This is a genomic window from Lysobacter brunescens (assembly GCF_042677005.1).
Classification (GTDB): Bacteria; Pseudomonadota; Gammaproteobacteria; order Xanthomonadales; family Xanthomonadaceae; genus Lysobacter_I; species Lysobacter_I brunescens.
Window position 1 is genome coordinate 2,081,807 of record NZ_JBHTIF010000001.1, and the last position, 23,905, is coordinate 2,105,711.

Below are 23,905 nucleotides of genomic sequence, written 5' to 3' on the forward strand. Positions count from 1 at the left end.
CGGTCGCTCAGCCGTCCGTCGCCGCCAGTGCGTCGAGGAAGCTGCGCCGCCAGCGGGTGATGTCGTGGTGTTCGAGCGTGTCCATCATCGCGCGCCAGCGCTGGATGCGTTCGGCCTGCGGCATGCCCAGGCCGGTATCGATGGCATCGGCGACGCCGTCGAGGTCGTAGGGATTGACGATCAGCGCGCCGCCCAGCTCGTTCGCGGCACCGGCGAAGCGCGAGAGCACCAGTACGCCGGGATCCTGCGGATCCTGCGCGGCGACGAATTCCTTCGCGACCAGGTTCATGCCGTCGCGCAGCGGGGTGACCAGGCCCAGTCGGGCGATGCGGTAGTAGCCGGTCAGCACGTCGTGGGAGAAATTGCGGTTGACGTAGCGCAGCGGCGTCCAGTCCGGCTCGGCATGGCGGCCGTTGATGTGGCCGGTCAGTTCCGCCAGTTCGCGGCGCAGCGTCTGGTACTCGGGCACGTCGCTGCGCGAGGCCGGCGCGATCTGCAGGCAGGTGAGCCGTCCGCGATGCTGCGGGTGCCGTTCGAGCAGTCGCGACACCGCGCGGAAGCGGTCGGGCAGCCCCTTGGAATAGTCGAGGCGATCGACGCTGATCGCCAGCGCGCGATCGCCGAGGCTGGCGCGGAGCCGGCGCACGCTGGTGCGCCGCACGCCGGCTGCGGACTGCGCGGCGATGCCGGCGGTGTCGATGCTGATCGGGAAGTGGCGGGCACGGAAGCGGCGGCCGTCGGAATTCGCCAGCCAGTCGCCTTCCAGCGCATGCCCTTCGCCGAACAGGCGCACATAGTCGCGGAAGCGCTCAACGTCGCGCCGCGTCTGGAAGCCGACGAGGTCGTAGGCCCCCAGCGCGCCGAACAGCTCGCGATGCCCTGGCAGCGCCGACACCAGGTCGGACGAAGGCAGCGGCACATGCAGGAAGAAGCCCATGCGGCAGCCGATGCCGCGCTCGCGCAGGTAGCGGCCCAGCGGGATCAGGTGGTAATCGTGCACCCAGAGCGTATCGTCCTCGCGCAGCAGGGGTGCCAGCCGCTCGGCGAACAGGGCGTTGACGCGCTGGTAGCCGGCGTGGGTCTCGCGGGTGTAGTCGACCAGGTCCGGCCGGAAATGCAGCATCGGCCACAGGCTGCGGTTGGCGAAGTTGCTGTAGTAGGCGTCGTGGTCCTCGTTGGACAGGTCCATGGTGACGAAGCGCAGATCGCCATCGCGCACCTCGTGCAGCGTGCCGGACGCCTCGCGCATGCGCCGCCCGCTCCAGCCGAACCACAGTCCGCCGCCTTCGCGCAGCGCGGCGTTCAGGGCCACGGCGAGGCCGCCGGCCCGGCTTTCCTGCGGCAGCGCGACCCGGTTCGAGACGATGACCAGACGGCTCATACCATCTCCCGCCAGGGCCGGCTCAGGCGCATCGCTGCGATGATCAGGCCGACGTGCGAATAGGTCTGCGGGAAATTGCCCCAGGCCTCGCCGTCCTCGAACGACTGGTCCTCGGAGAGCAGGCCCAGCGGGTTGCGCCGCTGCAGTACGCGTTCGAACAGGGCGCGCGCCTCGTCCATGCGGCCGATCGCCGCGAGCGCGTCGATGTACCAGAAGGTGCAGATGGTGAAGCTGGTTTCAGGCGCGCCGAAGTCGTCGGGGGCGACATAGCGGAACAGCGCATCGCCGCGCTTCAGTTCGCGGCCGATGGCGTCGACCGTCGCGACATAGCGCGGGTCGTCGCCCGCGACCAGGCCGATGTCTTCGAGCAGCAGCAGGCTCGCATCGAGCCGCTCGCCGCCTAGCACGTCGACGAAGTGGCCGCGTTCCGCGTTCCAGCCGCGCGAGAGCACCAGTGCGCGGATCGCATCCGCGCGCGTGCGCCAGAAGCCCTGTCGTTCGACGCGGCCGAGCCGCCCCGCGATCTTCGCCAGACGGTCGCAGGCGGCCCAGCACATCGCCGTGGAATAGGTGTGTACCTCGGCGCGCCCGCGGAACTCCCACAGTCCGGCATCCGGCTGGTCGTGCAGCGCCCATGCGCGCTCGCCCAGGCCTTCCAGACGGTTGAACAGCGCCTCGTCGCCCGGCGCGCTCAGCCGCTGGTCGAAGAACAGCTGGGTCGAGGTCATCGCCACGCTGCCGTACGCATCGTGCTGCGGCTGGATCCAGGCGAGGTTGCCGCGCCGGACCGGGCCCATGCTGCGATATCCGGCCAGGGCGTCGACCGTGTCCTCGTGCAGTTCCCGCTCGAAGGCGATGCCGAACACCGGCTGCAGGTCGCCGTCCTCGCTGACCGCGAGGTTGGAGAGGTAGCGCAGGTAGTCTTCCATGGTGCGCGTCGCACCCAGCCGGTTCAGCGCGCGCACAACGAACGCGGCATCGCGCAGCCAGCAATAGCGGTAATCCCAGTTGCGCGTGCTGTCCGGCGCTTCCGGGATCGAGGTCGTCATCGCCGCGACGATGCCGCCGGTGTCCTCGTACTGGCACAGCTTCAGCGTGATCGCGCTGCGGATCACCGCGTCCTGCCATTCGAACGGAATCGACAGCGTGCGCGCCCATTCGTGCCAGTAGTCGCGCGTGCGTCTTTCGGCATCCTGCGCGAAGCGCGCGATCGGCTGCGTCAGCGTCTCGTCGGGACCGAGGATCAGGTTCAATTCGCGATCCAGCACGAACGGCAGCGCGTCCAGCAGCATCCGCACCGGCGCATCGCTGTTCAGTCGCACGGTCATGCCGTCGAGCAGGAAACGCACGTGGTTGCTGCCCCAGGTGCGTTCGGGTACGCGTTCGCCCCAGCCGGTCAGCGGTTCGACGCGGAGGCGGATCCGCGGGCGGCCCTGCAGCGGACGGATGCGCCGCACCAGCATCACCGGGCGATAGAACCGCTCGTGCTCGCGCCAGCGCGGCGCGAAGTCGATGATCTCCAGCGCCCCGCCATCCTCGTCGTACAGCACCGTGCGCAGCACGGCGGTGTTGCCGAGATAGGCCTGTTCTGCATGCGAGAACCCCTCGATCTCGACGGCATGCACGCCGCCGCCGATCTTCGGGGAGAGCAGGGCACAGAACACGGGGTCGCCATCGAAGGCCGGCAGGCACGACCAGACCACGCGCCCGCGCGCGTCGATCAGGGCGCTGATGCTGCAGTTGCCGATGATGCCGAGGTCGAGCGTGGCACGTTCCGATGCAGCGCCAGTGGCGTCGGTCATGCGGATTCTCCGTGTGTGAGCGAACCCAGCCAGTCGCGTACCGACGCCGGATCGGGCAGGGCGTGACGGGCCGCGCTGTCCGCGCGTACACCGACCAGGACGCTGATGCCGCCACGCGCGTTGACTGTGCGGAACCCGGGTTCGTCGGTGAGATCGTCGCCGACGAACACCGGTCGACGGCCGTGGAAGGGCGGTTCTTCGAGCAGTGCGGCGATGGCGCTTCCCTTGTCCGCGCACGCCGGGACCAGTTCGATCACGCAATGGCCCGGTTGCAGTCGATAGCCCGGCAGGCGCGCCAGTGCGGCTTCGGCGAACGCGCGCAGTGGGATCTCGGCGGCGGGGGTGTTGCGCCAGTGCAGGGCGATCGATACCCCCTTGTCCTCGACCAGCGCACCGGCATGCTGGCGACACAGCGTGGCCGCATCGGCGACTACCGCCGGCATGGCCGCGATGGGCGTGGTCTGCCGCAGCACGCCGTCGGCGGTGCGCAGCGCGTGTCCATGCAACGCGGCTACAGGCAGGCGCAGGGGCGCGAACAGGGTGTCGATCGTGTGCACCTCGCGCCCGCTCACCAGGGCGAGCGCACCATCGAGCCATTCGCTCAGTCGCGATAGTGTCGATCGAAGCGCTGCGGGAACGACTATCGACTCCGGACGCGATGCGAATTCAACCAGGCTGCCATCGATGTCGAGGAACAGTGCGTGGTCGCGATGCAGCGCGGGCGGAGGTGGTCGTGTTGCATCCAGACCATCCATGATGATCAGACTAATGGCATAAGCGTTACGGAATCGTCAACTGTGCGCATCGTGCCCGCATGATGTGATTCCTGCACGCATGGCGCTGGAAAACGGGGCCGAAAACGACCGTGCGCACGGCATTCTGCACGACAGATCGTGCAGGATGCATCGAGATGCTGGATGATGTTGGCTCGCAGGCAAGGGGGGCACGCATGTCGACGCACGTGATTCCGCATACATCGCTTTTCGCTTCTCTACTCGGCCCAGCCTTCGATGCATTGCCGGCGCCGCTGCGCATCCTTCACCTGCGCGATGGTCGCGCGCTGTGGCGCGGCGAGGTCGAGGTGATCCGCGGTCGCAGCCTGCTGTCGCGCTTCTGCGCCTGGGCCACGCGCCTGCCGCCAGCGGGTACTGGCCCGATCGAGGTGGAGATCATCGCCGCGCAGGGCCGCGAGCAGTGGACACGCCATGTCGCCGGCCACGCGATGCGTTCCCGACTGTGGGCCGGCGACGGGTTGCTCAACGAGCGCCTGGGCCTGGTCGATTTCCGCTTCCGCCTGGCCAGCCTCGATCACGACATCGTGTGGACCGTCGCCGGCGTGCGCGTGTTCGGCCTGCTGCCGCTGCCGGTCGCGTGGTTCTCGCAGGTGCGTGCGCGGGAATTCGCCGACGGCGAGCGTTATCGCTTCGAAGTAGTCGCCGCGCTGCCGCTGGCGGGACCGCTTGTGCACTACCGGGGCTGGCTGGAAGTCGCATGAGCGATCCCGTGCGGCCACCCGACACGGGCGCGGTCATCGTCTTCGACGGCGTCTGCGTGCTCTGCAATGGCTGGGTGCGCTTCCTGCTGCGCCACGATCGCCGGCAGCGCTACCGCTTCGCGGCGATGCAGGGCGAGGCCGGGCGTGCGCTGCTCGCGCGCCACGGCCTCGATCCGGACGATCCGGTCTCGTTCCTGCTCGTCGAATACGACCTCGCGCCGGGATACGCCGCAGCGCCGCGTGTCTCGACCGACAGCACCGCGATCCGCCGCGTGCTCGCCGGGCTCGGTGGCCTCTGGCGTGTCGCGCATCTCGCCGCCGTGCTGCCGGGGTTCGTGCGCGATCCGCTGTATCGCCTCATCGCGCGCAACCGCTATCGCCTGTTCGGGCGGCGTGACGTCTGCATGGTGCCGACACCCGAAGAGCGCGCGCGTTTTCTCTAGAAGCGGTTGTTGTAGAGCGGGTCGAAGACCCGCTGCCTCGCCTTGTTAAGCGGTGTATTCCGATGCTGCAGCGGATCTTCGATCCGCTCTATGGAAAGCAACCCGCGTTTGTAGAGCAGAGCGCAGCTCCGCTGCACCCTCGCCGACGCCTGTACCGCCACCGCGACGGCAGGTTCGGCGGTTTGCGGAAGGTGCGCAGCGGATCTTCGATCCGCTCTACAAGGGAAGTCACGCTCCTCGGGTTGTTTCTCGCAGCGTCGCCGTCATCGCGAACCCCTCCAGCGCCGCCATGAACTCCTCTAGCGTGAACAGGTCGAGGCAGGGCCGCGCGCCGCCGCCGGGCAGCTCGCCGCGCGCGAGCTTGCGCGCGAGGACAATGGCGGCGGTGGCGGGGATCTGCGGGCCGTCGCCTGCGCGCGCGACGAGCGTCCAGTCGAGGCGCAGAGGTGCGCCGTCGCGGCCGGCGCCGTGCATCGAGACCTGCATGAAGCCGGTGTCGCTGCCGATGTCCTGCCAGAACTCGCTCATCGCGAACAGCGGTTTCGCGAAGGGCAGCATGCTGCGCAGCAGGCGCGCGCGCACCGCCCAACTCGCCAGCCACAGGCCGAAATGCATGCGCCGTAGTTCCAGGCCTGCGCGGAAGTCCAGCGTGCGCAGATCCGGGTAGCGTGCGGGCAGCACGTCGAGGTCGGGCACCTCGCAGCGTGCGGCCCAGCGCGCGCCGACGCCGTCGACCTTCAGGCGTCGCAGCGACTGCCAGCCGTATGCGGTGCGCCAGACGCCGTCGCGCAGGATGCGGAACGGGTGGCCGACGTAACCGAGGATCGACAGCGTCGTCGCCCAGCCGCGCGGCGTGCGGTTGCCGGGCGCGATCGCGGTCTCGATGTGTTCGAGTCGGGAGAAACGATGCTGGTGCGCAGCGATCACTGCCGCATGCAGCCCCGGCACGCTGCTCGCGCCCGACACAACCCAGCAGCCCGCTGCGCGCGCCCGTTCGTCGAGCGTGCCGATGCCGCCCACGAAGGCGCGACCGTCGGCGAGGTCGACGCAGTGCGCGCCGACGTTCAGCGCGGCCTCGGCCACGCGGTAGTCGCGACCCTGGAACGGTCCGGCGGTGTCGATCACCAGATCCGGGCGCAAGGCGGCGAGGCGCGCGCCGAAGTCCGGGGCGGCAGTGTCGATCTCCGCCGTCTCGAGCCGTGCCTGCGGCGCGTCGATGCTGGTGACCAGGCGTTCGGCGCGCGCGCGGTCGCGGCCTGCGACGATCACGGTCAGGCCGGCATCGCGGGCGAGCGTGCGGGAAATGCGGCTGCCGAACAGGCCGTAGCCGCCGAGGACGAGGATGCGCATGACCCCATGGTAGCCGGTGGGCGAACACGGCCCACGGCTGAACCGATCTCGTGCGGATGACGTCCGGCATTGCCGAGCTTGGCGGCACGGCCGGTAGAGTCCGTGTTCCCGCCATCCACGGTCTGCCTCCGAATGCGTATCGCCCCCGCACTGCTCAGCCTGTCCCTGCTGCTCGCCTCCGTTGCGCCCGGCGCGGAGGCCGCCACCCTGTCCGAAGTCCAGTCCCTGCTGGAGGCGCGGAACCCGTCGGCGCTGAAGGCCGCCGAAGCGCTGGCGAAGGCGACGCCGAAGGATGCGGGGGCATGGATCGCGCTGACCCGCGCGCGCCTGCAGGCGGGCAAGGCCGAGGCGGCGATCGAGTCCGGCGAGCGGGCGACCGAAGCAGGGCCGAAGAACGCGCAGGCCTTCCTCTGGCTGGGCAATGCCTACGGCAACCGCATCGGCGAAGTCGGGATGCTGTCGAAGATGGCCATGGCGCCGAAGCTGCGCGATGCCTTCGAGCAGGCCGTCGCACTCGATCCGACCCTGGTCGATGCGCGCAATGCGCTGGTCCTGTTCTACCTGCAGGCGCCGAGTGCCATGGGTGGCGGCGTCGACAAGGCCCGCGCGCAAGCCGCTGCCATCGCGAAGTACGACCGTGCGAAGGGCTTCCTGGCGCAGGCGCAGATCGCCATGCAGGAGAAGAAATTCGACCAGGCGATCAAGGCCTACGAGTCCGCCGCTGCCTCGAAGCCCGGCGACGACGGCCTGCGCCTGGGACTGATCCTGCTGTACCAGCAGGAAAAGCGCTGGGCCGATGCCTACAACGCGATCCGCAAGTGGAGCACCGAGAGCCCGAATGCGGTGAAGCCGAAATACCAGCTCGGCCGCATGGCCTCGCTGTCCGGGCAATACCTGCAGGAAGGCGAGGCCGCGCTGCGCGCCTATCTCAAGCTGCCGCGCGGGAAGGACGATCCGGCCAGCCAGCATGCCTACTACCGCCTCGGATTGGTGCTGGCCAAGGCGGGGCGCAAGGACGAGGCCCGTGCGAACATGCAGGCGGCGCTGAAGATCGATCCGAAGTTCAAGGAAGCCAAGGCAGCCCTGGCCGAGCTGTAAGCATCGATCGCATGCGCACCGGTTGATCGACCGTTTGACCGGCGTCAAGACCGCTGGGCTGGTCAGGCCTTGGAATCGTGTCGCGGGCCCCTATGTCATGGGCATCGCGGCCCGGCCGCCCTTTCTCTTCGTGGAGTCCCCGCCATGCGCATGGACAAACTCACCTCGCGGTTCCAGCAGGCCATCGCCGACGCACAGTCGCTGGCCGTTGGGCGCGACCACAACGTCATCGAACCCGTGCATCTGCTCGCGGCGCTGCTCGACCAGCAAGGCGGCGGCACGCGCCCGCTGCTCGCACAGGCCGGCGTCAACGTCCCCGTGCTGCGCGAACGCGTCGGCGAAGCGCTGGACAAGCTGCCGAAGGTCTCCGGTCAGGCCGGCAGCGTCGGCGTCGGCAACGACCTGGCCCGCATGCTCAACCTCACCGACAAGCTGGCGCAGCAGCGCGGCGATGCGTTCATCGCCAGCGAACTGTTCCTGCTCGCCCTGCTCGAAGACGGTGGCGACGCCGGCCGCGCGTTCAAGGCCGCCGGTGCGAACAAGGCGAAGCTCGAAGCCGCCATCGACGCCGTGCGCGGCGGCGAGAAGGTGCAGAGCGAAAACGCCGAGGAGAGCCGGCAGGCGCTCGAGAAGTACACGATCGACCTCACCGCGCGCGCCGAGTCGGGCAAGCTCGACCCGGTCATCGGCCGCGACGAGGAAATCCGCCGCACCGTGCAGGTGCTGCAGCGTCGCACCAAGAACAACCCGGTGCTGATCGGCGAACCCGGCGTCGGCAAGACCGCGATCGTCGAAGGCCTGGCGCAGCGCATCGTCAACGGTGAAGTGCCCGAAGGCCTGCGCGGCAAGCGCGTGCTGTCGCTCGATATGGGCGCGCTGATCGCCGGCGCGAAGTTTCGCGGCGAATTCGAGGAGCGCCTGAAGGCGGTCCTCAACGACCTGGCCAAGAACGAAGGCCAGATCATCCTGTTCATCGACGAACTGCACACGATGGTCGGTGCGGGCAAGGCCGAGGGTTCGATGGACGCCGGCAACATGCTGAAACCTGCGCTCGCGCGCGGCGAGCTGCACTGCATCGGTGCGACAACGCTCGACGAATACCGCAAGTACGTCGAGAAGGACGCCGCGCTCGAACGCCGCTTCCAGAAGGTCTTCGTCGGCGAGCCCAGTGTCGAGGACACGATCGCGATCCTGCGCGGCCTGAAGGAAAAGTACGCCGTGCACCATGGCGTGGAGATCACCGACCCGGCGATCGTCGCTGCGGCCACGCTGTCGCATCGCTACATCGCCGACCGCCAGCTGCCCGACAAGGCCATCGACCTGATGGACGAGGCGGCGTCGCGCATCCGCATGGAGATCGACAGCAAGCCGGAGGAGCTCGATCGCAAGGAGCGCCGGCTGATCCAGCTGAAGATCCAGCGCGAGGCGCTCAAGAAGGAAAAGGACGAGGCCTCGAAGCAGCGCCTGGCCGATCTCGAAGCCGAGATCGCCGTGCTCGAACGCGCCTTCAACGACCTCGAAGAGATCTGGAAGGCCGAGAAGGCGGCGGTGCAGGGCACGACCAAGGTGAAAGAGCAGATCGAGGCCGCGAAGCTCGAACTCGAGTCCGCGCAGCGCCGCCAGGACTACGCGAAGATGAGCGAGATCCAGTACGGGCGGATTCCCGAGCTGGAGAAGCAGCTGCACGCCGCGCAGCAGGCCGAGACGCAGGGCTTCCAGCTGCTGCAGGACAAGGTCACCGACGAGGAGATCGCGGAAGTGGTGTCGCGCTGGACCGGCATCCCGGTCAGCAAGATGCTGGAAGGCGAGCGCGAGAAGCTGCTGAAGATGGAAGGCGCGCTGCATGGCCGCGTGGTCGGCCAGGAAGAGGCGATCAAGGTCGTCTCGGATGCCGTGCGTCGCTCTCGAGCGGGCCTGAGCGATCCCAACCGCCCGAGCGGTTCGTTCCTGTTCCTCGGCCCGACCGGCGTGGGCAAGACCGAACTGTGCAAGGCGCTGGCCGAGTTCCTGTTCGACAGCCAGGACGCCATGGTGCGCATCGACATGAGCGAATTCATGGAGAAGCACTCGGTGAGCCGCCTGGTCGGCGCGCCTCCGGGCTATGTCGGGTACGAGGAAGGCGGTTATCTCACCGAAGCCGTGCGTCGTCGTCCGTACAGCGTGATCCTGCTCGACGAGGTCGAGAAGGCGCATCCGGACGTGTTCAACATCCTGCTGCAGGTGCTCGACGACGGCCGCCTGACCGACGGCCAGGGTCGCACCGTGGACTTCCGCAACACCGTGATCGTGATGACCTCGAACCTCGGTTCGCAGATGATCCAGGAGCATTCCGTCGACGACACGCCCGAGGGCTACACCAAGATGAAGGCGATGGTGATGGGCGTGGTGCAGGCGCACTTCCGTCCGGAGTTCATCAACCGCCTCGACGACATCGTGGTGTTCCACCCGCTGGACAAGGCGCAGATCCGCGAGATCGCCAGGATCCAGCTGCGCGGGCTGGAGAAGCGCCTCGCCGAGCGCGGCATCCGTCTGTCGCTGGCCGAGACCGCGCTGGATTTCCTCGGCAATGTCGGCTTCGACCCGGTCTATGGCGCGCGGCCGCTGAAGCGCGCGATCCAGCAGCAGCTCGAAAATCCGCTGGCGCAGAAGATCCTCGGAGGCGACTACGGCCAGGGCGACACGGTCCGCGTCGGCGCCGAGGGCGGACGGCTGGTGTTCGGCAAGGACTGAGTTCGCCGACGCCGGGCGCGCGCCGGACCATACGGCGGCGCCCGGTGAGTCCCCTGACGAGGCGCGCCATCCCCTGAGATGGAAGACGATGCGACCCCGCGCTGAGAATCAGGCTCAGCCGTCCTGGCCGGCCGCCGCCGCTTCCAGTGCCGTGACACGGGCTTCCAGCGCCTCGATGCGGGCCAGCAGGGCATCGGTGTCGGGGCGGGCGTCGTGCGCGCGACCGGCCGGGCCGTCGTCGTCGCGTTCCGGCATCACCGGCTCGCCGCAGAGCAGGTGCGCGTAGCGATCCTCGCGCTGTCCCGCGCCGCGCGGCAGGCGACGGACCAGGGGTTTATCGCGTTCGGCCAGTCGTTCCAGGGCGTGGCGCACGTCGTCTGCGTCGGCGAAGCGGTGCATCCGCTCGCTGCGCGCCAGCAGTTCGTGCAGGGTCTGCGGGCCGCGCAGGAACAGCAGCGCCATCAGGCTGGTCTGCGCCGAGGTCAGGTCGAAGACGCGGTCGATGCGGTGGTGGTAGCGCTCGGCGCGCGCGCCGTACTCGGACTTCACCAGGCCGCGCGGCTCCAGCTGGCGCAGCGCATGGCCGATCTCGCCGGAAGACAGGTTCGTCACCGGCTCGCGCGCGGTCTTCTGGTTGCAGGCCATGACCAGATTGTTCAGCGTCAGCGGATAGACGTCGGGCGTCGTCGCCGCCTTCTCGGCCAGGCTGCCGAGGATGCGCGCCTCGACGGGCGTCAGCGCCGGTGCGGCGGGGGCGGTGTCCTGTGCGGTGTCCGGGGAAGTGTCCATGCGGGGCTCGGCGGAAGACTGGCCGGGGATTCTAGCCGGCTTGATGAACGATTCATCCCGGATGGGGCAAGCTGGCGCGGTCGCGGGCTGGACCCGCCTCCACAGGAGACACCTCCATGCGTCATGCGATCCCCCGTGGCCTCGCGCTGTGCGCGGCCCTGATCCTCAGTCCGGCCGCGATGGCCGGCGGTGACCTCACCTGCAAGATGAACTACAGCCTCTCCGGCTGGTCCGCGTTCTACAAGACCGCCTCCGGCACCGGCACCGTGAGCTGCAGCAACGGCCAGAGCCTGGCCGTGAAGATCCGCACCAAGGGCGGCGGCGTCACTTTCGGCAAGTACAAGATCGTCAACGGCTTCGGCGAGTTCGCCAACGTCGGCGACATTCGCGACGTGCTCGGCAGCTACGCCACCGCCGAAGCCCATGCCGCTGCGGAAAAGAGCGCCTCGGCGCAGGCGATGACCAACGGCGAGGTGTCGCTGGCGCTGTCGGGCAAGGGCAAGGGCTGGTCGCTGGGCGTGGCCTTCAGCAAGTTCACCATCGAAGCGAACTGAGCCCGGTCCCCGCGCTCATCCCTGGGGCACCGTCCGCATCTTCCGATACGGCGGCGCCGACATCACCATCTCGCTGAGCGAATGCGCCAGCGCATGCTCGGCCAGGATCGCGGCATCGGCGCCGCGTTCCAGCAGGTGCTTCACGCCCGCGTCGCTGTGCGCGCGCGCCAGCACCGGGATCGGCGTCGGTCCGGACTTGATCTGCTGGACCACCTTGCCGGCCTCCAGCGGGTCGGGCACGGTGATCACCGCAAGCGCCGCGTGTTCCGGCGAGGCTTCGGCCAGCACATCGTCGTCCGCCGCGTTGCCGCGCACCGCCTGGTGGCCGGCGCTGCGGGCGGCTTCGATGCGATCCGCGTCCGTATCCACGACCACGAACGGCACGCCGTCGCGGGCCAGCAGCTCCGCGAGCTTGATGCCGACCCGGCCGTAGCCGATCAGCAGCACGTATTCGAGCGGCGGCGGGGCATCGATGATCGAAGGCTGCGGCGCCACGGCCTTGCGCTGCTGGCGCCGGGCGAGCAGGGCGAACAGCAGCGGGTTGAGCATGATCGACAGGATCGCGCCGGCCAGCACCAGGTCGCGCGCGTCCTCGCCCATCACGCCGAGCGACACGCCCAGACCGATCAGGATGAAGGAGAACTCCCCGATCTGCGCCAGGCTGGCGGCGATGGTCAGCGCGATCTCGTTGGTCCTGCCCAGCATTCGGACTACCGCCCAGGCCGCCAGCGACTTGCCGACGACGATGATCGCGAGGGTTTCGAGGACTTCGAGCGGCTGCTCGACCAGGATCGTCGGATCGAACAACATGCCCACCGAGACGAAGAACAGTACCGCGAAGGCATCGCGCAGCGGCAGCGAATCCTCGGCGGCCTTGTGCCCGAACGGCGACTCGTTGAGCAGCATGCCGGCGAAGAACGCACCGAGGGCGAACGACACGCCGAACAGCTCGGCGGCGCCGAAGGCCACGCCCATCGCGCAGGCCAGCACGAACAGGGTGAACAGCTCGCGCGAGCCGGTGCCGGCCACGCGTTCCAGCATCCACGGCAGCACGCGGCGACCGACGATCAGCATCAGTGCGATGAAGCCGCCGACCTTCAGCAGGGTCGCGAACAGTGCGGCGCCCAGGGAGCTGCCGGTATCGGGACCGGCGCTCGCGGCCATCGCCGGTACCAGCACCAGGGCGAGCACCATCGCCAGATCCTCCACGACCAGCCAGCCGACCGCGATGCGGCCGCGTTCGCTGTCGAGGAGGCGGGCGCTGTCGAGCGCGCGAGCAGGACCACCGTGCTCGCCACCGACAGCGACAGCCCGAACAGCAGGCCTTCCGCGTCGGACCAGCCCAGCCGGGTGCCGAGGAACCAGCCCATCGCCGTGGCCGCTGCCATCTGCACCAGCGCGCCGGGCACGGCGATCTTGCGCACCGAGATCAGGTCGCGCATCGAGAAATGCAGGCCGACGCCGAACATCAGCAGGATCACGCCGATTTCGGCGAGCTGCGGCGCGAGGGTCTGGTCGCCGACGAAGCCGGGGGTGTGCGGGCCCACCAGCACGCCGGCGAACAGGTAGCCGACGATCGGCGACAGGCGCAGGCGGGTGGCGAGCAGGCCGAAGACGAACGCGAGCACGAAGCCCACGCACAGCATGGCGATGAGTGAGGTGTGATGCGGCATTCAGCGAATATACGGGATCGGACGCGCGCTTCCTGTCTGCCCGTTCAGTCACGGCGGCCGACCCGACGAACGAGGCCCCGGGGTCGCCGGGGCCTCGCTGCGTCCTCAGTGCGGGGTCACCGCAGCATCACCACGCGTAGCCGATGCGCGCATAGACGTAGGCACCATTGAAGCCGTTCGGCGAGCTTGCGCTGTAGGGCAGCTGGCCGTTGGTCGAGTTCGCGAACAGCACCTCGTCCGGATACGAATCCAGCACGTTGTCGGCGCCGAGCGTGAAGTCCCAGTTGCCGAGGCTGTAGCTGCCGGACAGGTCCAGCGTCCACTGCGCGTCGAAGGTCTGGTCGCGCGAGGTGTCGGCCGGGTTGTTGCCGAACAGCACGCTGAACTCGCCGTAGCGCGTGGCGTTCGCACCGAAGCGCCAGTTGCCGTGGCTGTAGTTGCCGCCCAACTGGAACTTGTCGCGCGGCGCGCCCACGGTGAGGCGGCCGACTTCGACGCGGCCGATGCGCACCGCCGTGGGATCGATGGCGGACAGCGCGGCGGGATTCGGCGCGATGCGTTCGACGGTAGTCTTGTTCCAGTTGTAGCCGAGCGTCATGTCGAGCTTGCCGTCGCCGATGTCCCAGCGGTAGGTGCCGATCAGGTCGACGCCGCGGGTGCGGGTGTCGATGGCGTTGGTGAAGTAGCGGCCGCCGCCCAGCGCCGGATCGACGGTGGCGTTGAGGAAGTTGCGCACCGCGGTCGAGGTGAGGTTTTCCGACAGCATGATGCGGTCGTCGATGTCGATGCGGTACGCGTCGAGCGTGATGTACAGGTTCTCGACCGGCTGCAGCACCAGGCCGAGGCTGAGGTTGGTCGATTCCTCGGCCTTCAGCGGTTCGGCGCCGAGCGCGATCGCGGCCGGGTCGTTGACGCGGAACGTGCGGATGTCGAACGGCACGCCACCGATGAAGTTGGTGGCGGTCGAGCGGAAGAACTGCTGCTGCAGCGACGGCGCACGGAAGCCGGTGGCGACGGTGCCGCGCAGCGCGGCCTTGTCGTTGAAGGCGAATCGGCCGGAGACCTTGCCCGAAGTTGTGCTGCCGAAGTCGCTGTATTCCTCGCTGCGCACGGCGACGCCGAGGTTGAATCGGTCGGTGATGTCGGCTTCCAGGTCGAGGTAGGCCGCGTAGCTCTCGCGATTGAAATCGCCGGCGTCGGACGGGCGGAAACCCGGGAAGACCTGCGAACCCGAGGGCGCCGGCACGCCGCCCGGCAGCAGCGCGCCGCCGTTGATCCAGGACGCGGTTTCGCCGGCGCGCTGGCGGAAGTTCTCGCCGCGCCATTCCAGGCCCCAGGCGACGTTGAGCGGCGACGACAGCCAGCCGAGGTCGAACGAACGCGTCACGTCGACGTTCAGCAGGTGCTGGGAGATTTCCAGGTCGCCGGCATGGAAGTTGCGCTGCGAGGTCGGGCCGAGGCTGCGGTTGAGGCTGTTCTCGACGCCGAAGCTCAGGTCGTTTTCGCCGTAGTTATAGCTGAGGTCGACGTCCCATCCGAGCACGGTCAGGCCGCGCAGGCCGGCGACCAGCGCGCGATCTTCGGCGATGTTGCGGATCTGCGGCAGGAAGCCGTCCGGGTAGATCGCCTGGATGTTCCGCGTGTCGAGCGCGGTGCGGAAGAAGCCGTTCGACAGCGCGTCGCGGCGGCTGGCGTTGGCGAAGCCGTAGAAGCTCAGCGCTTCGTTGACCTCGAACGAGGCGTTCGCCGAGACCGCGTACTGTTCGATCTCGGGGTCGCCATAGCGCTGCACCACCTGGCCCGGCGGCGGCGCCGTCGCCGGGCGCACGGTCGTGCCCGGCGTCAGCACGTACGGCTGCGCGCGATCGGTCTGGTCCTGGTCCCGGACTTCGGCGGCCAGGTGCAATGCGCCGCGCTCGCCCAGCGCGAAGCCGACATCGCCCGAGGCCTGGACGGTGCGGCCGTCGCCGGCGCTGTACTGGCCGCCGGTCAGCGAGGCCGAGCCGCCGCTGTCGCTGCCCTTGAGGACGATGTTGATGACGCCGGCGATGGCGTCGGAGCCGTACTGTGCCGAGGCGCCGTCGCGCAGCACTTCGACGCGCTGGATGGCGGACACGGGGATCGCGTTGAGGTCCACGGGCGAGGCGCCGCGGCCCTGGCTGCCGTTGAGGTTGATGAGCGCGGTGGTGTGGCGGCGCTTGCCGTTGACCAGCACCAGCACCTGGTCCGGGGCCAGGCCGCGCAGCTGCGCCGGGCGGACGGCATCGGTGCCGTCGGTGATGGCCGGGCGGGGGAAATTCAGCGAGGGCAGGGCGCGGGACAGGGCGGTGGCCAGTTCCGTCGTGCCGGTGGCTTCCAGCGCCTGCGGGGTAATCACGTCGATCGGCGAGCTGGACTCCGCGACCGTACGGTTCGAGGTGCGTGTGCCGGTGACGACGATGGTGTCGAGGGCGCCGGTGTCCGGGTCGTTTTCGGCGGGCGGCGGGGACTGGGCGAGGGCGGGACCGGCCGCGAGGGCCACGAGCAGACCGAACGAAAGGGGGTGTCGTTTCATCGTCAATGCATCCATGTGGGGAAATCCTGTCCAACCGGGTGTAGCACGGGCTTCGGAGAGGGGTCAATCCACATATCCGCATGAAGCGATGGCGGTCACGCCGGGGCTGCGGTCGATCTGCGGCTGATCGATGCCCCGTCCGGGCGGTGACCAGCGTAAAATCGCCGACCGGCCGGCCTCTCCGGCACCGCATCCCGCCATCCCCATGATTTCCTTCCGCAATTTCGCCCTCCGCCGGGGCGAGCGCCTGCTCCTGTCCGATGTCGACCTCGCCCTGCACGCCGGTTGGCGCGTGGGTGTGGTGGGCCGCAACGGCACCGGCAAGTCCTCCCTGTTCGCCGCGCTGATGCGCGAGATCGAACCCGACAAGGGCGATCTGGACCTGCCCGGCAAGGCGCGCGTCGCCAGCGTGGCCCAGGAAACCCCGTCGCTGCCCGATCCGGCCCTGGACTTCGTGCTCAGCGGCGATGCCGAGGTGCACGCGGCGGTGCAGGCCGAGGCGAACGCCTTCGCCGCCGAGGACTGGGAAGCGGTGGCCGAGGCCCACCAGCGGCTTGAGGAAGTGAACGGCTACGACGCCAGCGCGCGCGCCGGACGCCTGTTGCACGGCCTGGGCTTTCCGGCCGAGACCCATCCCAAGGCCGTGTCGGATTTCTCCGGCGGCTGGCGCGTGCGCCTGAACGTCGCGCGCGCGCTGATGACGCCTAGCGACCTGCTGCTGCTCGACGAACCGACCAATCACCTCGACCTCGATGCCGTGGTGTGGATGGAAGAGTGGCTGCGTCGCTATCCCGGGACGCTGCTGGTGATCTCGCACGACCGCGAGTTCCTCGACAACGTCACCACCCACACCCTGCACCTGCACGACGGCAAGGCCAAGCTGTACACCGGCAACTACACCCAGTTCGAACGCCAGCGCGCCGAGCACCTGCGTCAGCAGAACATCGCGTTCGAGAAGGAGCAGGCCGAGCGCGCGCACCTGCAGAAGTTCATCGATCGCTTCAAGGCCAAGGCGAGCAAGGCCAAGCAGGCGCAATCGCGCATGAAGCGCCTGGAAAAGCTGGCCGGCACCGAGGCGGTGCGCGCCGAGCGCGAGTTCCGCATCGAATTCCCGGCACCGGCGAGGATGCCGTTCGCGCTGATGCGCCTGAACGATGCCGACTGCGGTTATGGCGGATCGGCAGCCGATGGGACTGCTTCTGTGGGAGCGACGCGAGTCGCGACTGGCGTCGCTCCCACAACGATCCTCCACAACGTCGGCTTCGGCCTGGAGGCTGGCGACCGCATCGGCCTGCTCGGCCCGAACGGCGCCGGCAAGTCGACGCTGGTGAAATCGCTGGTCGGCGAGCTGTCATTGCTGTCCGGCGAGCGCTATGCGCATCCGGACCTGCGCATCGGCTATTTCGCGCAGCACACGGTCGAATCCCTGGTCGAAGGCACGTCGCCGATCGACCATTTGCGCGAGCTTTCGCCCGATTCACCGACGCAGGCGTTCCGCGATTTCCTCGGCAAGTGGTATTTCCCGGGCGATCGCGCGTTCGAGGTGATCGACGGCTTTTCCGGCGGAGAGAAGGCGCGACTCGCGCTGGCCCTCATCGCCTGGCGCCAGCCGAACGTGCTGCTGCTCGACGAACCGACCAACCACCTCGACCTCGACATGCGCGAGGCCCTGGCGGAAGCGCTGAGCGACTTCGACGGCGCGATCGTCATGGTGTCGCATGACCGGCATCTGATCGGCCTGGTGTGCGACAAGTTCGTGCGCGTCGCCGATGGCGTGGTCGAACCCTTCGACGGCGATCTCGACGAATACGCGGCCTGGCTACGCTCGCGCAGCGGCAGCGAGCAGAAGAAGGGCGAAGCCAAGGCGCAGGCGAAGGCAGCGGCGGCTCCGCCTGCACCCGCGCCGGCGCCCGCTGCGCCCACCGTGCCCACGAAGAAGATCAACCCGCACAAGCTGGCCAAGGCCGAGGCGCGCGTGGCCGAGATCGAAGCGAAGCTCGCCGACATAGAGACCGCGCTGGCCGATCCCGCCGCCTACGCCGACGGCGGCAAGCGTGCCAACGACCTCGGCCGCGAACAGCAGACGCTGCGCGCACAGCTCGAATCGGCCGAAGCGGAGCTGCTGGCGCTGTACGGCTGAGCGCGACCACCGCTCTTTCAGGCTGACGAGGATTCCAGGCTGAGCAGGCAGTCTTCGTCGGGCAGTTCGCCGGCCCGGTGCGGTGGCTGGTACAGCGCGTAGAGCACGGTTTCTTCCAGCGCGATCCGGTCGCCCAGCAGCGAAGCGATCACGTCCAGGTCGCGCAGGAAGGCCTCGCGCGTGGACGGCGTGACCCGCAGTTCGGTATAGCGACGCGCGAACAGCGCGACCATCCGCGCGATCCCCGCCATGCGCGCGCGGGCGCGCTCCAGGCGTTCGGATACCAGAGGGTCGTCGCGCAGGGCGCGTTCGACGTAGGCGTAGAAATGCATGTCCTCGTCTTCGATGTGACGCAGCAGATCGATGCGGAAACGCTCCAGCGCCGCCGGGATCTTCGCGAACTGGCGATGGCGCGCATGGTCCTCCAGCCGGGCCAGCGTGGCCTGCAGCGTGGCGTGGTCCGCTGCCAGGTGCTTGACTAGGTCGGGGTCGTACGCGAAGCGCGGATCGGGGCTGTTGGCCTGAGGCGCGTGGAGGGAGGCGTCTTCGGTGTCGCGGATGTGGAGCGAAAGCATGGATCTGGTTCCTTGGGCTGCCTGCCCGGCCGTCTGTGCGCGTCGATGTCGTTCATGGCGTGCACGGCGTCGATGCGCTCCAGCTCCGTGCCCGCGATGTGCGAAGCGTCTTTCGGCGCTCCCTGCGAACGCTTGCGCAAGCGCGATGCCATACATGGCCCGGAATCTGTGGGTGTCGTCGCATATCGGAGCATGCGTCGCGTCGATGGCGCCGTATCCGCCTCTCGCGACTGCGCACGATCAGGCCGATGCGTCGCGATCGAAGCCCCTTTTGCTGTACGCCCAGCCCCTGCGGCGATGCCGGACAGCGTGTTCGGCGTCTCAGGCAATGTGTTTCCGGTGTGGTCCACCTCCGGAGTGACGCGACAGGGCAGATTGCGGCCGCAGCGACATCGGCACGGGCCGCATCGTGCGATTTGCGCGGCAGGATGTGGTCGTCCGTGTCGGTTCGATAGGTGGACTGGATGATCGCGAGGTTTTGCATCGATCCGGCGTCGATGCCTGCGCATGCCCGTTCGGTGGATGCGCGGGGCTTGAATCCGGGGCGCTGGGCCCCAGAATGGCGGCCACCGGCGGATTCCCGGCGGCCCACAACGAGCCAAGCACACCCATGCCCATCTACGCCTTCGAATGCGAAGCCTGCGGTCACGCCTTCGACCGCCTCCAGAAGATGTCCGACCCCGATCCGGCCGAGTGCCCGTCCTGCGGTGCGCTGCGGGTCAAGCGCCAGCTGACCGCGCCGTCGTTCCGGCTGGCCGGCGGTGGCTGGTACGAGACCGATTTCAAGAAGGACGGCGACAAGAAGCGCAACCTGGCCGAGTCGTCCTCGGGCGGCGGCAAGTCTGACGCCCCGGCCGCGCCGGCGGCGGCCCCCGCGCCTGCTCCGGCGTCGTCCTCCTCCTCGTCGACATGAGCGGCCGCCACCTGCGGCGCGGGGCATGCGGCGGCCTGCTGGTCGCTCTGCTCGCGGGGTGTGCGTCGACGCCTGCACCGCCGCAGGCCCTCGCAGAGGCGGGCGTGCCGTCGCCGGCCCTGGCCGGCCATGCGGATCTGCCACTCCAGGCGTCGATCGATGCCTTCCTGGCGGGCCTGTCGCGCCGCTGCGGACAGGCGTACGCCGGTGTCGTCGAGATCGACGTGCCCGCGAGCACCGACTCGACTTTCGCGGGCAAGCCGCTGGTGATGCATGTCCGCGAATGCGGGACCGGGGCCGTGCGGGTGCCGTTCCATGTCGGCGAGGATCGTTCCCGGACCTGGGTGTTCACGCGTACGCCGTCCGGGCTGCGGTTCAAGCACGATCACCGCCACGCCGACGGCAGCCCGGATGCGCTGACGATGTACGGCGGCGATGCGGCCGTGGCGCGTGCTCCGGCACCGTCCTCGCTGCGGATCGCCTTCCCGGTGGATGCCGAGTCGATCGCCATGTTCCAGGCCGGCGGTCGCGCGGTGTCGACGACCAATACCTGGGCGGTGGAGCTGTCCGACAACCGCTTCGTCTACGAGCTGTCGCGTCCGGGCGGACGCCTGTTCCGGGTCGTTTTCGACCTCGATCGGCCCGTGCCGGCACCGCCACCGCCCTGGGGCGCCAGCGACATCGTGCCTTGACGGTCCGCATCAACGACGAGCCCCGCCGAAGCGGGGCTCGTGCGTTTGCAGGGAAGGCTTCGGTCAGCGCGCGCCGAAGCGGGCCCGGCAGCCGCGGTTGACCCACAGGCCGTTGCGCCAGTCGTAGCCCCAGCTGCTGCCTTCGATGCAGGGGCTGTCCGACAGCTGCTGGATCAGGCGCGGCACGCCGCGATTCCGATCCCAGGCGCAGGTGGTGTAGCGGTTGTTCTCGCTGGTGCAGGTCACGCTGTAGTCGCCGCCACCGCCGCCGTTGCGGTCGACGCGGAAGATGCCGCGGCAGCCGTTGTCGACCCACAGGTAGCCGTTGCGCAGGCCCCAGTTCTGGCCTTCGCGGCAGGCCGTGTCGGACAGCTGGCGGACCAGGCGCGGCGTGCCGTAGAGATTGCCGCCGCACTGCCGATAGCGTCCATCGGCGCTTTCGCAGCGGATGTCGGTGCCGATGCCGCCACCGCCGTTGTCCCAGCGCGCTTCGCGGAATTCCGCCCGGCACCCGCCGCGCACCCAGACCTGGCCATTGCTGCTGGACCAGTTCTGGCCTTCATTGCAGGGGGTGCCCGACAGCTGGCGCACCAGCTCCGAGCGGCCGCGCCACGGGGTGCGACAGGTCTGCTGGCGGTTGTCGCGGCTTTCGCAGCGGATGGTGTTGCCGTTGCCCTGGCCGGGCGGGTAGCTGCCTCCGCCCTGATAGCCCAGCGATTCGGCGATGTCGGCCTTCACGCGGCTGAAGGTCCAGCGTGAGAGCCGGACCTGGTCGAGGTAGAAGCGCATCTGGTCTTCGGGGATGCGCCGCCCGCCGGACTGTTCCGAATACTCCAGCGAAATCACCCGCCGCTGCTCGGCAGGCGACAGTTCCCAGAGACGTTCCGGCGCGTAGGCGCGCGCGCCGATCTGGGCATGGGCGGAGGTGATCGGCAGGGCCGCGACGACGGCGCCAGCCAAGGTTGCGGACAGCAACAACGGGATCGTGAACCGTGTCATGCGTGCGTCTCCCATCGATGGATCGGAAAGGTGGCGCCCCTGCGGTCGCCGGGGCGCCGATCAGTGTTCAGCCGGTAGTTCAGCGTACTCCGAAACGGCCGCGGCAGCCTTCGTCGACCCAGAGGCCGGCCTTCTTGTCGTAGCCCCAGCTGCGGCCCTGCACGCAGGGCGACTTCGACAGGGTTTCCAGCAGGCTGGGCTGGCCCTTGCGCGCGTCCCAGGCACAGCTGGCGCGGCGGCCGTTCTCGCTGGCGCAGGTGACGCTGTAGCGGCCGCTGCTCTCGCCGATGCGGAATTCGCCGCGGCAGCCCTTGTCGACCCAGATCGAACCGTTGCGCAGGCCCCAGCTGACGCCCTGCTGGCACGGCGTGCCCGAGAGCTGGCGGATCAGGTCGGGATTGCCGTAGAGGTTGCTGCCGCAGGTCTTGTACTTGCCGTCCGAACTCTCGCACTTGATGACCTTGCCGCTGTACTGCGGGCCGAATTCGGCGCGGCAGCCACCGGACACCCAGACCTTGCCCGGGCTAGCACCCCAGGTACTGCCCTTCACGCAGCGGGTGTCGGACAGCTGGCGGGTCAGCTCGGTCTGGCCCGGCCACTTGGTGTCGCAGGTCTCGCGGCGGTTGTCCTTGCTCTCGCAGCGCACGCTGTCCTTGCTGCCGAACTGGGCGTGGGCCTCGGGTGCGGCCGACCAGGCAAGGCCGGCCATCGCGCACAGGGTGAGGGTCCGGAAGAGGGTCGTCATGGGGGATCCTTGGATGGGTTGGGGGATCGTGCCGCCCGCCCGGTGGGCGAGGCCAAGGCACGCGGCCGGCGCAACCGCTAAAATGTCGGGTCCCTCCGGCCTCTGCCGGGCGATCCTACCCCGGAGCTTCCCCCATGCGCACCCATTTCTGCGGTCTCGTTCACGAGACCCTCATCGGCCAGACCGTCACCGTTTGCGGCTGGGTCAACAAGGCCCGCGTCCAGAGCCACCAGGCCTTCGTCGACGTGCGCGACCATGAAGGCATCGTGCAGGTGCTGGTGGAAAGCGACCAGCCCGAGCTGTTCGCGATCGCCGGGACGCTGGGCGCCGAGGATGCGGTACGCGTGACCGGCACCGTCCGCGCGCGCTACGCGCCGAACGACAAGATCCGGACCGGCAAGATCGAGATCGTGCCGACCGCCATCGAAGTCCTCAACAAGGCCGAGGCCCTGCCGTTCCACGCCCACGAGAACCCGGGCGAGGACGTACGCCTGAAGTACCGCTACCTCGACCTGCGCCGTCCGGAGATGCAGCAGGCGATGCGCACGCGCATCCGCCTGGTGCAGGCGCTGCGCCGCTGGCTGGACGCGCGCGGTTTCCAGGACATCGAAACGCCGATCCTCACCAAGGCCACGCCCGAGGGCGCGCGCGACTTCCTCGTGCCGGCGCGCATGCATCCGGGCGAGTTCTACGCGCTGCCGCAGTCGCCGCAGCTGTTCAAGCAGATCCTGATGATGGCGGGCTTCGACCGCTATTACCAGATCGCCCGCTGCTTCCGCGACGAAGCGCTGCGCGCCGATCGCCAGTTGGAATTCACCCAGCTCGACATGGAGTTCGCCTGGGTCGGCGAGCGCGACGTGCAGGACGCCACCGAAGCGATGATCCGCGAAGTGTTCCAGGAAGTGATGGACGTCGACCTCGGCGAGTTCCCGCGCATGACCTATGCCGAAGCGATGCGCCGCTATGGCTCGGACAAGCCGGACCTGCGCATCGCGCTGGAGTTCGTCGACATCGCCGACCTGGTGAAGACCTGCGAGTTCAAGGTCTTCACTGATTGGGCGAACCATGAAGACGGCCGCGTGATCGCGCTGCGCGCGCCGGGCGCCGCCGCGTTCTCGCGCAAGCAGATCGACGAGTGCGGTGCGCATGCCGCCAAGTACGGCGCCAAGGGCCTGGCGTGGATGAAGATCGACGACGCGTCGAAGGGCCGCGAGGGCATCACCTCGCCGATCGCCAAGTTCCTCGACGACGCCACGCTCGCCGCGATCGTGCAGGCCACCGGCGCGCAGACCGGCGACGCGATCTTCTTCGGCGCCGCCGACTACAAGACCGCCAGCGACTTCATGGGCGCGCTGCGCCTGAAGCTCGGCAAGGACCTCGGTCTCGTCGAGGACGGCTGGAAGCCGCTGTGGGTCGTCGATTTCCCGATGTTCGAGTGGGATGCCGAGGCCCAGCGCTACGTCGCGCTGCATCATCCCTTCACCGCGCCTGCGGTGGACGACATCGGCGACCTGCGCGCGAACGCGAAGACTGCGGTGTCGCGCGGCTACGACATGGTGCTCAACGGTAACGAGATCGGCGGCGGTTCGATCCGCATCCACAACTCGGCGATGCAGAGCGCGGTGTTCGACCTGCTGGGCATCGGCAAGGAAGAGGCGGAGCTGAAGTTCGGCTTCCTGCTCGACGCGCTGAAGTACGGCGCGCCGCCGCACGGCGGCATCGCCTTCGGCATCGACCGCATCGCCGCGCTGATGGCCGGCAGCGAATCGATCCGCGACGTCATCGCTTTCCCGAAGACCACCACCGCGCAGTGCCTGATGACCGGCGCGCCGTCACCGATCCCCGATGCGCAGCTGGCCGAGGTGCATGTGCAGGTGCGTCCGACGGAGGCCTGATCGCCACGCTGTTGTAGAGCGGAGCTTGCTCCGCTCGCATTTCCCGCGAACAGCGTGAGCGGAGCAAGCTCCGCTCT

The 23,905-nt window shown here is 68.8% G+C and carries 18 protein-coding genes and 1 pseudogene; 9 read left to right on the forward strand and 10 right to left on the reverse strand.

Annotation, left to right across the window (positions count from 1 at the left end):
- Window positions 1–7: 7 nt before the first annotated feature.
- From ACFQ0E_RS09180 to otsB, 3 genes are read right to left on the reverse strand one after another with little or no spacing between them, the layout of a single operon-like run.
- Entirely contained in the window at window positions 8–1,381 is a 1,374-nt protein-coding gene (locus tag ACFQ0E_RS09180; RefSeq protein ID WP_386823353.1) for an alpha,alpha-trehalose-phosphate synthase (UDP-forming), read from the reverse strand.
- The gene (locus ACFQ0E_RS09185; protein ID WP_386823354.1) at window positions 1,378–3,183 is read right to left on the reverse strand and encodes a glycoside hydrolase family 15 protein; all 1,806 of its coding nucleotides are present in this window, start codon (window positions 3,181–3,183) and stop codon (window positions 1,378–1,380) included. The genes ACFQ0E_RS09180 and ACFQ0E_RS09185 overlap by 4 nt, the downstream gene beginning before the upstream one ends.
- Complete coding sequence (otsB, locus tag ACFQ0E_RS09190) at window positions 3,180–3,938, reverse strand: trehalose-phosphatase (RefSeq protein WP_386823355.1); 759 nt, start codon at window positions 3,936–3,938, stop codon at window positions 3,180–3,182. The genes ACFQ0E_RS09185 and otsB overlap by 4 nt, the downstream gene beginning before the upstream one ends.
- A 194-nt stretch (window positions 3,939–4,132) precedes the next feature.
- On the opposite strand from otsB, the gene ACFQ0E_RS09195 reads away from it, so the two are divergent.
- Both ACFQ0E_RS09195 and ACFQ0E_RS09200 read left to right on the forward strand, forming a co-directional pair.
- Window positions 4,133–4,678, forward strand: coding sequence for a DUF4166 domain-containing protein (locus ACFQ0E_RS09195; protein ID WP_386823356.1), 546 nt, complete (start codon window positions 4,133–4,135; stop codon window positions 4,676–4,678).
- Complete coding sequence (locus ACFQ0E_RS09200; protein ID WP_386823357.1) at window positions 4,675–5,121, forward strand: thiol-disulfide oxidoreductase DCC family protein; 447 nt, start codon at window positions 4,675–4,677, stop codon at window positions 5,119–5,121. Before ACFQ0E_RS09195 ends, ACFQ0E_RS09200 begins: the two co-directional genes overlap by 4 nt.
- 228 nt (window positions 5,122–5,349) lie before the next feature.
- Here ACFQ0E_RS09200 and ACFQ0E_RS09205 read toward each other — a convergent pair whose 3' ends face one another.
- Window positions 5,350–6,471 carry a saccharopine dehydrogenase family protein gene (locus tag ACFQ0E_RS09205; RefSeq protein ID WP_386823358.1) on the reverse strand — a complete coding sequence of 374 codons (1,122 nt, stop codon included), beginning with the start codon at window positions 6,469–6,471 and terminating at the stop codon, window positions 5,350–5,352.
- Window positions 6,472–6,603: 132 nt separating this feature from the next.
- Between ACFQ0E_RS09205 and ACFQ0E_RS09210 the strand changes: the two genes are divergently transcribed.
- Complete coding sequence (locus ACFQ0E_RS09210) at window positions 6,604–7,569, forward strand: tetratricopeptide repeat protein (protein WP_386823359.1); 966 nt, start codon at window positions 6,604–6,606, stop codon at window positions 7,567–7,569.
- A gap of 144 nt (window positions 7,570–7,713) precedes the next feature.
- The gene (gene clpB / locus ACFQ0E_RS09215) at window positions 7,714–10,299 is read left to right on the forward strand and encodes an ATP-dependent chaperone ClpB (RefSeq protein ID WP_386823360.1); all 2,586 of its coding nucleotides are present in this window, start codon (window positions 7,714–7,716) and stop codon (window positions 10,297–10,299) included.
- A gap of 114 nt (window positions 10,300–10,413) precedes the next feature.
- Here the strand turns inward: clpB and ACFQ0E_RS09220 are convergent, their stop codons facing one another.
- Window positions 10,414–11,088, reverse strand: coding sequence for a YceH family protein (locus tag ACFQ0E_RS09220; protein ID WP_386823361.1), 675 nt, complete (start codon window positions 11,086–11,088; stop codon window positions 10,414–10,416).
- Window positions 11,089–11,204: 116 nt separating this feature from the next.
- On the opposite strand from ACFQ0E_RS09220, the gene ACFQ0E_RS09225 reads away from it, so the two are divergent.
- Window positions 11,205–11,642, forward strand: coding sequence for a hypothetical protein (locus ACFQ0E_RS09225; RefSeq protein ID WP_386823362.1), 438 nt, complete (start codon window positions 11,205–11,207; stop codon window positions 11,640–11,642).
- Between the two features lie 15 nt (window positions 11,643–11,657).
- Here the strand turns inward: ACFQ0E_RS09225 and ybaL are convergent.
- A pseudogene (gene ybaL, locus ACFQ0E_RS09230) lies at window positions 11,658–13,315 on the reverse strand (YbaL family putative K(+) efflux transporter).
- Between the two features lie 127 nt (window positions 13,316–13,442).
- Window positions 13,443–15,869 carry a TonB-dependent receptor plug domain-containing protein gene (locus ACFQ0E_RS09235; RefSeq protein ID WP_386823363.1) on the reverse strand — a complete coding sequence of 809 codons (2,427 nt, stop codon included), beginning with the start codon at window positions 15,867–15,869 and terminating at the stop codon, window positions 13,443–13,445.
- 205 nt (window positions 15,870–16,074) lie between these two features.
- On the opposite strand from ACFQ0E_RS09235, the gene ACFQ0E_RS09240 reads away from it, so the two are divergent.
- Window positions 16,075–18,009, forward strand: a complete 1,935-nt coding sequence (locus tag ACFQ0E_RS09240) for an ABC-F family ATP-binding cassette domain-containing protein (protein WP_386823364.1) — start codon at window positions 16,075–16,077, stop codon at window positions 18,007–18,009.
- Window positions 18,010–18,026: 17 nt separating this feature from the next.
- On the opposite strand, the gene ACFQ0E_RS09245 is transcribed toward ACFQ0E_RS09240, so the two are convergent.
- Complete coding sequence (locus ACFQ0E_RS09245; protein WP_386823365.1) at window positions 18,027–18,584, reverse strand: hemerythrin domain-containing protein; 558 nt, start codon at window positions 18,582–18,584, stop codon at window positions 18,027–18,029.
- A gap of 610 nt (window positions 18,585–19,194) precedes the next feature.
- On the opposite strand from ACFQ0E_RS09245, the gene ACFQ0E_RS09250 reads away from it, so the two are divergent.
- Both ACFQ0E_RS09250 and ACFQ0E_RS09255 read left to right on the forward strand, forming a co-directional pair.
- The gene (locus ACFQ0E_RS09250) at window positions 19,195–19,497 is read left to right on the forward strand and encodes an FmdB family zinc ribbon protein (RefSeq protein ID WP_386823366.1); all 303 of its coding nucleotides are present in this window, start codon (window positions 19,195–19,197) and stop codon (window positions 19,495–19,497) included.
- On the forward strand, window positions 19,494–20,189 hold the full coding sequence (locus tag ACFQ0E_RS09255; RefSeq protein ID WP_386823367.1) for a hypothetical protein: 696 nt from the start codon (window positions 19,494–19,496) through the stop codon (window positions 20,187–20,189). Before ACFQ0E_RS09250 ends, ACFQ0E_RS09255 begins: the two co-directional genes overlap by 4 nt.
- Before the next feature lie 63 nt (window positions 20,190–20,252).
- Here ACFQ0E_RS09255 and ACFQ0E_RS09260 read toward each other — a convergent pair whose 3' ends face one another.
- Complete coding sequence (locus ACFQ0E_RS09260) at window positions 20,253–21,188, reverse strand: DUF3011 domain-containing protein (RefSeq protein WP_386823368.1); 936 nt, start codon at window positions 21,186–21,188, stop codon at window positions 20,253–20,255.
- A 79-nt stretch (window positions 21,189–21,267) separates the two neighbouring features.
- Complete coding sequence (locus ACFQ0E_RS09265) at window positions 21,268–21,933, reverse strand: DUF3011 domain-containing protein (RefSeq protein ID WP_386823369.1); 666 nt, start codon at window positions 21,931–21,933, stop codon at window positions 21,268–21,270.
- Window positions 21,934–22,067: 134 nt separating this feature from the next.
- On the opposite strand from ACFQ0E_RS09265, the gene aspS reads away from it, so the two are divergent.
- A complete protein-coding gene (gene aspS, locus ACFQ0E_RS09270; RefSeq protein ID WP_386823370.1) occupies window positions 22,068–23,828 on the forward strand; it encodes an aspartate--tRNA ligase in 1,761 nt (586 codons plus the stop codon).
- The last annotated feature ends 77 nt before the right edge of the window (window positions 23,829–23,905 follow it).